Annotated in this window: 9 protein-coding genes and 1 pseudogene; 4 read left to right on the top strand and 6 right to left on the bottom strand. The window is 41.2% G+C overall.

From position 1 onward, the window contains the following. Nucleotides 1–594 precede the first annotated feature (594 nt). From ED605_RS11200 to ED605_RS11190, 3 genes and pseudogenes are all read left to right on the top strand, one after another. Nucleotides 595–1,537, top strand: a pseudogene (locus ED605_RS11200) (GH25 family lysozyme). Nucleotides 1,538–1,551: 14 nt separating this feature from the next. Continuing rightward, complete coding sequence (locus ED605_RS11195; RefSeq protein WP_121978976.1) at nt 1,552–2,214, top strand: hypothetical protein; 663 nt, start codon at nt 1,552–1,554, stop codon at nt 2,212–2,214. A 12-nt stretch (nt 2,215–2,226) separates the two neighbouring features. After that, nucleotides 2,227–3,117 (top strand): hypothetical protein, encoded by an 891-nt coding sequence (locus ED605_RS11190; protein WP_121978975.1) that lies wholly within the window; start codon nt 2,227–2,229, stop codon nt 3,115–3,117. Between the two features lie 75 nt (nt 3,118–3,192). Here the strand turns inward: ED605_RS11190 and ED605_RS11185 are convergent, their stop codons facing one another. After that, on the bottom strand, nt 3,193–3,948 hold the full coding sequence (locus ED605_RS11185) for a YibE/F family protein (protein WP_121978974.1): 756 nt from the start codon (nt 3,946–3,948) through the stop codon (nt 3,193–3,195). After that, the gene (locus ED605_RS11180; protein ID WP_121978973.1) at nt 3,945–5,066 is read right to left on the bottom strand and encodes a YibE/F family protein; all 1,122 of its coding nucleotides are present in this window, start codon (nt 5,064–5,066) and stop codon (nt 3,945–3,947) included. The genes ED605_RS11185 and ED605_RS11180 overlap by 4 nt, the downstream gene beginning before the upstream one ends. A gap of 422 nt (nt 5,067–5,488) precedes the next feature. On the opposite strand from ED605_RS11180, the gene ED605_RS11175 reads away from it, so the two are divergent. Beyond that, nucleotides 5,489–6,685 (top strand): D-alanyl-D-alanine carboxypeptidase family protein, encoded by a 1,197-nt coding sequence (locus ED605_RS11175; protein ID WP_162919800.1) that lies wholly within the window; start codon nt 5,489–5,491, stop codon nt 6,683–6,685. Between the two features lie 94 nt (nt 6,686–6,779). Here ED605_RS11175 and ED605_RS11170 read toward each other — a convergent pair whose 3' ends face one another. From ED605_RS11170 to ED605_RS11155, 4 genes are all read right to left on the bottom strand, one after another. Continuing rightward, nucleotides 6,780–7,736: a metal ABC transporter substrate-binding protein gene (locus ED605_RS11170; RefSeq protein WP_121978971.1), complete on the bottom strand. Its 957-nt coding sequence runs from the start codon at nt 7,734–7,736 to the stop codon at nt 6,780–6,782. Beyond that, nucleotides 7,714–8,574, bottom strand: a complete 861-nt coding sequence (locus tag ED605_RS11165) for a metal ABC transporter permease (RefSeq protein ID WP_121978970.1) — start codon at nt 8,572–8,574, stop codon at nt 7,714–7,716. Before ED605_RS11165 ends, ED605_RS11170 begins: the two co-directional genes overlap by 23 nt. Next, a complete protein-coding gene (locus tag ED605_RS11160; protein WP_121978980.1) occupies nt 8,567–9,301 on the bottom strand; it encodes a metal ABC transporter ATP-binding protein in 735 nt (244 codons plus the stop codon). The genes ED605_RS11165 and ED605_RS11160 overlap by 8 nt, the downstream gene beginning before the upstream one ends. Before the next feature lie 253 nt (nt 9,302–9,554). Beyond that, nucleotides 9,555–11,678, bottom strand: a complete 2,124-nt coding sequence (locus ED605_RS11155) for an LTA synthase family protein (RefSeq protein WP_225419116.1) — start codon at nt 11,676–11,678, stop codon at nt 9,555–9,557. Between the last annotated feature and the right edge of the window lie 19 nt (nt 11,679–11,697).

Here is an 11,697-nt window from a genome sequence, read left to right as displayed (position 1 = left end):
CAATTTTAGAGTTGAATTGTAACGGAATTTTCGATAAAGTCATTAGAGAGGACTCCTTTTGTTGGTTTTTTCTGGTAAATTTAATTTAACAGATCGGAGTCATTTTTTCACCCATTGGGTGAAAAAAACCGCTGCCCAAATCATTAATTTGATCAGGTCAACGGCCTCTTTTTATTTTTTTAGAGATTATCCAGGACTAATATGGACCACTAAATCAAGACGATGCCTTTAGCGCATGGTCTTTTTTGTGAGTTGAGTGATTTTAGGGAACTTTCAGAGCGCCTAATCATCAACCAATTTCTCACCATCATATTAAGCTAAGATGCCCAATTAAAAGTTGCATTTTTAAAGAAAATATTTTGCAACAGCCACTGAGGTCATTGAAGTTTGGCCTTTTAATAGTCAATGACTAATGTCATTAAATGGTAATCATTTTGATAAAAAAATGCTTAAAGGTTGAAATTACCGTTTTCAGCCATGTAATATTAAGATTTGCCAGGTGATGAAAGCTTGCTATAATGCACTGTTTGCCTTAGTTTATATATTGAAGTTATTTTCCAGAATATAAAAACTTACATAAAAGTGAGGACCAACATGATAAAAAGAAAAATTGCCTACTGTTTAGCGACGCTCGGTGTCAGTTTAGGAATTTTTGGCGCCACGACCACTAAGACTCAAGCAGCTGCCGCCATCCCTGATGTTTCGGAATGGCAGGGTAAGCTTAGCAATCTTCAAGCACAAAATTTAAAAAATCAAGTTTCGTTTATAATTAATCGACGACAATATGGCAGCAGCTACGTCGATAAATACGCTACTAATTAACACTGCCTTGTACGTTAAATACGGAATTCCATTCGGCGAATATGACTATGCCATGTTCACCAGCCCGTCAAGTGCACGAACCGAAGCTAAAAACTTTTATAACCGTTCAAACAAGAACGCTAAGTTTTATGTATTGGATTACGAACAAAATAACGTTAAATCCGGCTCTTCCAAATCAGCCGTTTTAGCTTGGTATAACGAAATGCGTTCATTAACTAAGAAAAAGTTAGTATTTTACTCTTACCAGTCATTTGCGACTCAATATGCCGGTAGTGCCCGCAAGAACTTTGATGCACAATGGATCGCCAATTACTCGGCTAAACCAACTATTACAACCGACCTCTGGCAATACACTAACAAACATTATTTAGCAGCACTTGGAAAATATGTTGACAACAGCAAAGTTGTCACCCATCCAGTTTCATGGTGGACCGGCACCAGCACCGCAAGCACTGCTTTGGCTGACACTGCTGTCGCTTCGTCTTCAACACCAAAGTATTACCATGCACTTAATACGGCTAAACGTGTCACCACTAAGAAGAAAATCTATCTCTATGATTCAAAAACGTTCTCTAAAGCTAACCGCGTCAAAGCGCTAAGTGCCGGCAGCACGGTCAGCGTTCAATCTGTCACAAAGCGGTCCAGCGGTTCCTACTACTTCACCACCACATCTGGTCAGTACATTACGGCTAATCGCACTTATGTCAGCGAATAAGGAGGTTTATCGACATGCAAATTAAAAAGAAAATCATGACGTCACTCATTGCCGTTGCCGGTACCGCTTCCTTGGCCTTTGGCGGCTATGCGGTTGCTGACAAAACTGTTTTCCACGCCAATATCGGGATTAGTTCTGCGCAACAAACGCCAGCGCCCCAATCGTTAACGGTAGACGGCACCCAGCTCACAGCTTCTGTTACTAATTCGAATCCTAAAGATTATCAACTTGATTATAATGATTCAAACAATAACCGTCACGCAACATTTGAAAAGCAAACTTTTGACGATGCTCAATCAGCAAGCAACGCGTTAGACTATCTTGGTCAGCAGGATGGCACGGCGGATAAACTTAAAAATGGTCACTCGGCCACTTCTCAAGGAACACTTGGCCACGTTTATACTCATTGGAATCAGGGAAATTGGTCGATCACAACCGTCACACCGTCTGAAGCGGCCGGCGGGCCTAATCCAACCTCGTTTGCCAGTCAAGTGGCCAGCCAAATTAAGCAATCACCATTGCCAAGCAAGGATGTTAATCATGGCGCGATCGTGTTATACTCCAATAATGAGTCAGAGTTAGCAAATACCGTCAAATGGCAGGCAAACAATCGTGTTTACCAAGTGGCAAGCGATCAAGCTAATTTAGCAATTCAGCTTAGTCACCAAGCTAATTAAGGAGGATCTTTTATGCGTCACAAAAAATTAATCGGCTTAGCGGCTGGTTTACTTTTGGTGGTTGGTGGTCTTAGTGGCTGCAATTCCAATAAACAAAGTCAGGGAAGTCAGGATAACGGCTCCAAAGTGTCTAAATCATCCAAAACCGACATGCAGAATTCCAGCAGCGACCAGTCATCATCTTCAGCGACCAGTCAAGCTCAGTCCAGCAGTAATAGTGAACAAAGTAGTTCGACTGCTCAAAGCAGCAGTTCATCGAGTCAGACACCAGCAACTAGTTCCAGAATTGGCACGCTAACCGATCAGCTCCAGCAAAAGCTCGGTAACGTAAAGTTGCCCACTGATGATGGCCTAAGTTCACAAGACGCTCACTTAAATATCCGGTATTCCGGAAACCAAAACGATTACACTATTTACTATAGTGTTGGCAATCAGGCATTAGATTTAAATGCCAGTGCTGTCAAAAATGAAACGCCCTATGCGACCTTCCAGAAGAAAACTTATTCTTCTACCAGTCAGGCAGCTAGTGCCATCGACTACTCACAGGCTTCAACTAATAAGGGATTGCCTAAAGTTAAATTAAGCAGTCAAATTACCGGTTACGAAAATGCCGGTGGTGGCCAACGCTACATCTCTTGGAACGAGGGTCACTGGTCAATTGCTGTCCACGGTAGTGTTGTCAATAACACCACGCCAAAGAAGACCGCTATTCACGCAGTAAGCTTGTTTGACCAATACATGTTGCCCGCACCACAAAAGTACGGTGCAATTGAATTTAACGTTCATGGTGCCAATGACCATACTCGTGATCAAACCATCAGTTGGCAGGATGGCCAAAGCGTCTATACACTCAAGGGTGCTGATATCGACACTGCGGTTCAAATGGCCGCCAGCGTTAAATAGTTTTTCCAAATTGCATTAATCAATTGCTAATCAAACAAAAAAGCAAAAGCACAATGGCCTCGGATTTTATCGAGATCATTGTGCTTTTGTTCGTCGTTTCAACATCATCACCCACACGGTTAAGGGAATCACTAAAACGACCCCCAGAATTGAGATCAGTATTAGCAGAAATTCAGCCACAAAAATTTTATTGTTGATTAACTGACCGAATGAGTAATCCAATCGCAAGAACCAGATAAATAGCGCCAGAAAGCCGCCGAAGAAACCGAAAAACAACGTATTAAGTGCCGTTGAAAGCATTTGACGACCAACCGCCATCCCGACAGAAAAAAATTGTCGATCCGATAATTGCGTATAGGCTGTCTGGGTCTTCTTTAAGCCGGACGCGACTGAAACAGCGGCCTCACCCACTGCTCCCAAACTGCTCAAAATTGCAGTAGCCATCGATAGATGAATAAATTTCATGCCAATCAGTAATGACATGCTCTCTAATTCTGACGTATTCTCTTCGCCAAATCCCTGAACCTGAGCCCACTGGTAAACCGGGATAATTAAAATGACCAGTATTAAGGCCACTAATCCGGCACTGATAAATGACGCATCCGCAACTGTTGCGTCACTCACCCCCAAGTAAATGGTCATACTAAGGATAACGGCAGCGCCAATCAAAGTTACCCAGAGAAACGGAAAATCCATTGATAAAAGCCGAATAATTAAGAACATCATGACTAAATTAAAGCCAACACTCAAAAAAGCTTTAATCCCTTGAAGCCCACCGGCAATCATCATCACGATCAGCAACACAATTCCCATTAGCGTAATTGAGGTCACTTGAGTCTCACCTGCCTTTTCAGCAGCCAGCTAGAAAAGGCACTGCTAATTGGAACTGCCAATGCAATTCCAACCCCGCTGGTTAAACTCTGGAAGATGCCTAATGACATCACCATTGAAATGCTGTAACCTAAATTATTGCCATTTCGAAGATACAAAATCATTAATGGTAACATACTGGCTGTGAAAATCAGAAATAAAATAGTCGTTAAGGGTCCCATCACTGAACACCCCACCTGACAGCCAATCCGATAGAATTGTTGATACGTCAACTTCATCCCTTTGGCCTGCATCTCAAACAAGCTGATCGTAATATCGCCGGAAACGTCCATCACCGCCCCAAGAATTCCCAGCACGGTTTCAGCCAGGTAAAGCGGCATTCGCGTTTGCGTCACATAACTCATCGTTTCAAATTTCAAGCCTCGACTGTGAGTCACGGCCAACACCCCCATTGCCAGCAATAAAGCCAAAAAGATTGCTGCGGCAGATGACATAAAAACACTGATCGTTTTTAGTGACCATCTGTAAATCAACAGGGTCGTTATCGCCAGCAGAAAAAGTGTCACTGCACAATAAAGGGCCAATGCCTGATCAGCATCCGTTAAAATATCAATCTTAATGGCTAACAAAAAGAGCCCGGCATTAACTAAGACACTTAAAAGCGCCAGCGTACCGGATTTGGCCATTACGATAATCAAGCAAAAGATCACCAGCCACGCGACCTGAAAACTGACCGCATCCCGTTTTAAATCTAAAATCAACACGCGTTTAATTGAGTGAGTCCCTTGAATATGTACAAAGACTTGTTGACCAACCCGATATTTAAGATCCGAAGCGTTGGAGCCAGAAGTCAGATTGTGGGTTGTCAATGTTCGACCACGATCATGGCCATTTAAAACTTTTAGCCAAAGCTTCTGAGACTGAGAATAATCGCGATTTTGGAACTGATCTGTCTGCACTTGCTTCTTTTGCGAATGGACTTTTGTGACAACTGCAATCGGTTGTTGATAGAGGCCAGCGTCATAATGGGTAAAAATGCCACCCAAAATGGCCACACTGAAAAACATTAATAGGCGCCTCAACCAGACCTTTAGAAGCTGTTTTCGATCAACTAACAAAGTTTTTAAAGCCTCCAATATCAAAAAACACTTGGCAAAATAACGATCCCCTTCGAGACTTGCCGGTTAAAAATGTACAGAAAGAACAATCATTCATTGAAAGCAGATGAAAGATGTGATTTGCGAATTGTTTGAAAAACCGGAAGAGGATTCAATTATTTCACCAAGTGTTAATAGTAATGGTTACTTTTTACAGTATAACTGATGACCAGTATTCTGTCCAGTTCTTTCAGAATGAAAGTTGATAATTTTTCCCGAGGATTACTTTAACAGCCAAATTACCATTCTCAAATTACCAGGATTAAATTCAGAAAAAATAATTGACACAGCCCATACAAATCGGTTACAAATCCATTAAAACATTGAGCAGATTCCTCACAACATGGTACAATTTGAAACAGAAGCTGGGAGGAGAATGTAAAATGAAAATGAATAAATGGTTGCGCACAGTTATTATTTCCTGTGCAACAGCACTTACTTTTGGAATTGGGTTTGGACTTTCATCTCAATCCAATCAGGTTGAAGCGGCAGCTGCTACATACAAGACAGTTTCAACCGCTTCGATGAAGAAGGCCCCATATCACAAGAAATCTTCTGCAGGCGTCGTCTGGAACACGTCACATACCAAAAAAGTGGCAACGTTAAAGGGGTACCCGTATACCACCTGGTATGCAACTAAAAAAGTCACTTTACAAAAGAGCGGCGGTTCAAAAGCCCTCTACTATCAAGTGAAAAATGGTTCCGGCAACGTTTCTGGAATTGTTTGGCACAATTACCTGACACCAGGTAAAGCACCATTCGGCCTCAAATATGCTCAGGGAGCCGTTGCGTTGGACGTGAATACCAATGGGGTCGTTTGGTCAAAAAATGCCAATACACCCCGGCCAATTGCTTCCATCTCTAAATTAATGACTTTATATCTGGTCCGTCAAAAGATCAGTAACGGTGGCGGTTCCTGGACTTCTAAAGTCAATACAAGTAATGCCGGTCTTAAGAAGCTGGGTAAAGATAAAGATTATGGTGGCTTTAAATTTACTAAGAATTCATACACGGTTCGTGATCTATATTTAGCTGCTTTGATTGAATCCTCAAACAACGCGGCAATCGCTTTAGGGCAATGGGTAGCCGGTGGTGCCACTCCTACCTACAATAAGAAATTCATTTCAATGATGAATAGCCAAGCCAAAACCTGGAACTTGGATAACACGTCATTTGTTTCCGCTTCAGGAATGGAACAGGACAGTTTGAAGCCGTTTGGTTACAACATTGGCGGCGCTAACGCCAACATGGTTTCAGCTGCTGACGTTGCCCAAATTGCCCGTCACTTCATCAACGACTACAACGATGTTCTAAAGGATGCTTCTATCGGCTCAATGACGTTGGACGGTCAAAAGTTGTACAACTACAACAATTTGCTGCCTGGTCGTAAGTACTATCAGAAGTCGTTAAATGTTGATGGTCTTAAAACCGGTTATACCCCGCTGGCAGGTTACTGCTTTGTCGGCACCGGTCGTAAAGCTGGTCATGATCGAATCATTACGGTTGTCCTTCATGATCAAAACGAATTTACAGAAACTCGTTCATTGATGAATTACGTTTATAATAAAAATTTAGTTTAATCAATCATAACTGTGATGGTAAAAAGCACTGCACCCAATTACGAGTGGCAGTGCTTTTTATATGCCTAATTCTAGCCAGCTAAAATTGCCGAATCTATTTTGACAAGCCCTCAGCAATTTTGTTCAAATTCCACTTCATCATACTATAATAGCTGTCACCAACCTGCCCTTTCTTAGCAATTGAATCGGTGAAAAGCGTGGCGTGAATCGGAATGCCGGTATCTTTGGCGATTGTTTTCATCGGTTTGGCATTAACACTGCTTTCAACAAACAGTGACGGAACCTTGGTTTTCTTTAACTTCTGGACCAGCGTACTGATTTGATCCGGTGATCCTTCAACTTCTGTATTAATTTCCCAAATATAAGCTGATGGGATATGATATGCTTTGCTGAAGTATTTGAAGCAACCCTCACTGGTAACAATCAATTTCTTATTTGCAGGAATTTGGTTGAATTTGTGCTTCGCTTCAACATCTAACTTGTGTAATTTCTGAGTATACTGTTTCAAATTACGTTGGTAATCTGATTTGTTTTTTGGATCTTTTCGGATCAATTGCTTTGCAATGTTTTTAGCATAAATGATGCCGTTTTCTAAATTGAGCCAAGCGTGAGGATCTTGTTTACCCTTTTCTTTTTTCCCTTTCAGATGAATCACGTCAACACCGTCACTAACGGCGTACGATTTTTTCTTGGCTGCTTCACCAATATTATTTTGCATTTTTGTGAACCAAGCATTCTTAGCATTTTCCAAATTAATGCCGTTGTAAAAAATTAAATCAGCCTTAGCAGTTGCTGAAACATCATCAGGCAACGGATCATATTCATGTGGATCCTGACCTGTCGGCACAATGACGTGAACCTTTGCATGATCCTTGGCCACATTTTTTGCAATGTCGCCAATAATGGTGTCAGTTGCCACAACTGAAACTTTTTTGGTCGAGCTTGAATGGGATGATGCTGGTGATGATTGTTTGTTGGACTGACCACATGCCGTTAGAAAAACACCTAACGCCAAAATAAATGCCAAACTAAGAATTGATCTTTTCTTCATGTTGGATCTTCCTCCTGAAAAATAAGCTTTGTTTTGGTGAAAATGGAAAACTAACTGCAAAGATTAACGCACCGACAATGACGATGCATGAACCAACCGCAATGTTCAAATTGTAACCTAGGAACAGACCAATCACGGATGTCACACCGCCAAGAGTTGCCGAAACGATCATCATCTTTTTAAGCGTGTTAACAAATAAATAAGCAGTTGCTGCCGGTGTAATCAACAAGGCAACAATTAAGATAGTTCCAACACTTTGCATTGAAACAACGGCCACCAAAGTGAGTAAAACCATTAATAGATAATGATAAAAATTGACGTGCATTCCCAACGCTTTTGCCATTATTGGATCAAAAGACGTCAACAACAATTCCTTAAAAAATAGACTCACCAGTAGCAAGACGATCACCGAAATGCCGATGGTCAAATACATATCCGTATCTTGAACGGCAAGCACATTGCCAAACAAAATATGAAATAGATTTGTAGTCGTGGGAACTAACGCAATCAAAATGACACCAAGTGCCAAAAAAGTACTGAAAGTAATGCCAATTGCCGTGTCACTTTTAATGACGCTATTTTGACGAATCAGCGTAATTAAAAACGAGGCCATAATACCGAAAGCTGCAGCCCCCAATAGTGGATGAATACTTAGCATAAATGAAATGGCGACACCTGGCAACACTGCATGAGAAATTGCATCGCCCATTAATGACATCCCTCTTAAAATAATAAAACTGCCAATGGTGCCTGCAACTACCCCAATCGTGACTGACGTGATCAACGCATTTTGCAAAAAGTGAAAAGTCATCAGGCCATTTAAAAAGTTTTCAAGCATGCGGCGTTTCCTCCTTCGTTATAATCGGCAACCCATAAGCCTGTTGCATATTTTCAGGTGTGAACGTTTCGTGTGTGCTACCTGCCGCAACCAGGGCCTGCTTAATGATAACGAGATGATCGAAGTAATCCTGCACTTTATTCAAATCATGGTGAACCATTAAAATGGTCTTGCCGGATTGCTTTAATTCTTGTAAGAGCGCCATAATTGTTGCTTCACTTCTGGCATCAATACCAGAAAAGGGCTCATCCAACAAAATTAAATCAGCTTGTTGAATCATGCATCGGCCAATCATCACGCGCTGCAATTGACCACCTGATAATTGGCTGATTTGGCGATCAGCAAAATCAGCCATTTGAATTTTAGCAAGAATTTCTTCAATTTCTGGTCGGAATTGCCGCTTCCCCAACCGTTGAAACAATCGCAGCCGTGGCTGTAAGCCCAATGAAATTGTTTGTTCAACCGTAATTGGAAATTGAAGATCAATCTGGCTTTTCTGAGCCACGTAAGCAATTCTTTTTGCCATCCTACTTAAATCGACATTGTCAAAAGTCGCACTGCCAGTATGGGGAATGATATTGAGAATTGCGTTTAACAGGGTTGATTTACCAGCACCATTCGGTCCGATAATGCCGCTAATCGTTCCTTTGGGAAGCGAAAACGACACATTTGAAAGGACCTTTTGATGCCGCTGATAAGCCACGCTGACATTGTGAACTTCTAAAATATTAACCACTCCTAACTTTTATTTTGTTATACCCGAAACCTCCTTCCTAAAACAGCCTATCGGAATCAAGCTGTTTGGTCAATGGTAATCATTACATTTTAAAGAATGTTACCTGATTATCATTTTTGTTACCAAAATAATATATCGACCATTTTCGACAAAAAACAACCACTTGGCAATGCCATTAAGTGGTTGCGAAAAATCATTTTCAAATGAAATTTGAATCATCATTTATCACCTATTAAAATCATGGTTATTGATCAGCACGACCCGCTTCTGGGGCATCGGTATGATAAAGCGCGATTAGTGACCGATGCCATTTGCTTGCCAAAGAAGTGGAACGATGGCCCGAGCGTTTTTCAAGTCGTAATTCCTGTTTCAACTGGTTTGTGTAGTGATAATGAGCCGGGTTAACTGCTTTAAAGCCGTTTGGATGATTAAACCGCAGTAAATTTTCGCTATTCAACACATCGGAATTATCCAGTCGCTGATGAGCTAAGCGGCGAGCTCGTTTAACCCGGGTTAATTGCTTGCCTTGAGGTGTAATCGGTGTGCCAGATTGATCGTAAATAACGTTACCAATTTGACTAAAAGTCGGCGTCACAAAATCACGATTTCGAAACGAGACCACCTGACTGTGAGCCGGCGATAGTAAATCAGTTCCAAACTGCATATAGGAAGTCGTTTTAATTCCTAATAAGTGAAGAATGGTTGGCAGCACATCAATTTCACCTCCGTATTGATGGCTAACGTGACCACGATGATACTTCGGCAAATGAATCATTAACGGGACCCGTTGTAATTGGGCATTGTCCCAATTACTCCAATGCTGCCAGCCATGTTTACCAAAAAGCTTTTTAAAATGTTTAGGATCCTGCGAGAAAGTTTTGCTCAAGGCTAAATTTTCTTGATTGGACAAGCCATAGTGGTCACCATACAAAACCACCATGGTATTTGAGCTTAAACCCGACTTCTTTAAAAATCTGAAGAATTCGTGCACAGACTGATCTAAATAATGAGCCGTTTTGAAATAGTTATTGACCACTGCATCACCTGTATTAGGCGTTTTAAAGTTTGTGTCCTGAGAATCCAAATCAAATGGAAAATGATTAGTCAAAGTAATGTACTTAACGTAGAAGGGCTGCTGCAGATGCTGGAGATACTTAATTGAGTCTTTAAACAATAGTTTGTCCTTTAACCCATAACCAATCGAGCGATCACCTGCTGTATCAAAATCATTAGCTGAGAAGAAATATTGATACCCCATGTTTTTATAAACGTTATTTCGATTCCAAAAGCTCGGGACATCGCCATGAAAGACGGCCGACGTATAGTGCTGATTCTGTCCTAGAATGGCCGGGGCACTTTGAAAGGTCTGCGTATCGCCCAATTGGGTAAACAAAGATCCCTCCGGCAACCCAAAAGTCCCATCTTCCAGCATATTTTCTGCATCACTGGTTTTGCCTTCACCAACTTGATGAAAAAAATTATCATAAGATATCGTTTGGCGACTATGAAATAATCGATTCAAGAACGGGGTCACTGTTTGGCCTTCAACTTTATCGCCAATCAAGAACTGCTGGAAGCTTTCCAAATGAATCACAATCACGTTTTTACCTTTTGCCAAACCAAAGTAGGCTGGATTGGCCTTTGCCTGATGTCGATCAACAAATTCTTTAATGCCACTCAAGCGTGATCGATTAGCTTTTGCGCGAATTTCACTAGTGTGAGCTGTTTGAAATAAATTGTCAGTTGAAAAGCCGTCAATTCCCAAATACTTCACTAAATACTTTCGATCAAAGGTTCGAGAGAGAAGCTGTGGTCGATCAAGTTCACTCATCGTCAAATTCAACCCCACCAAGCAAACTGCCAATGAAGATACCGCAAAAGCTGCCTTCATTGGGACTGGATCAGGCGAAACTTTAACTAAATTAGTTAGCAAAACGCCACCCAGTATGACGAGATCCAACCAATAAAAAAGATCATGCGGCTCGGTGAGGGCCAACGAACTCATTCCCAAACCATTTGAAATTTTCGAATAACCCAATACCGTATTCAGCGTTACAAAATCCGAAAATTCGCGAAAATAAATCACATTGACGTACAGTAAAAGCGTGTTAGCCGCATCAAGCAACAGGGCCGTTATTTTAAAAATCATTGGTCGCTTTATGTAAAGGCTCAAGCTCATTATCAATAGCGTCCCCGCTACTGGATTACTCAATAAAATTAACCATTGATAGAATCCTTTAACACCTAATGAAAAGTCCATCAAATAGGCTAAGAACATTTTTAGCCACATTAAGACCGTTAGTAGCCAAACCAAGTTCAATCGACTAATGGACTTTCTATTTAAACTTCTTAATCGAATAGTAACCACCTTTCAATCTATCTTAATG

This window comes from Lentilactobacillus raoultii, from assembly GCF_900411375.1.
In the GTDB taxonomy this organism is placed as follows: domain Bacteria; phylum Bacillota; class Bacilli; order Lactobacillales; family Lactobacillaceae; genus Lentilactobacillus; species Lentilactobacillus raoultii.
This window is presented reverse-complemented; position numbering and strand designations above follow the sequence as displayed.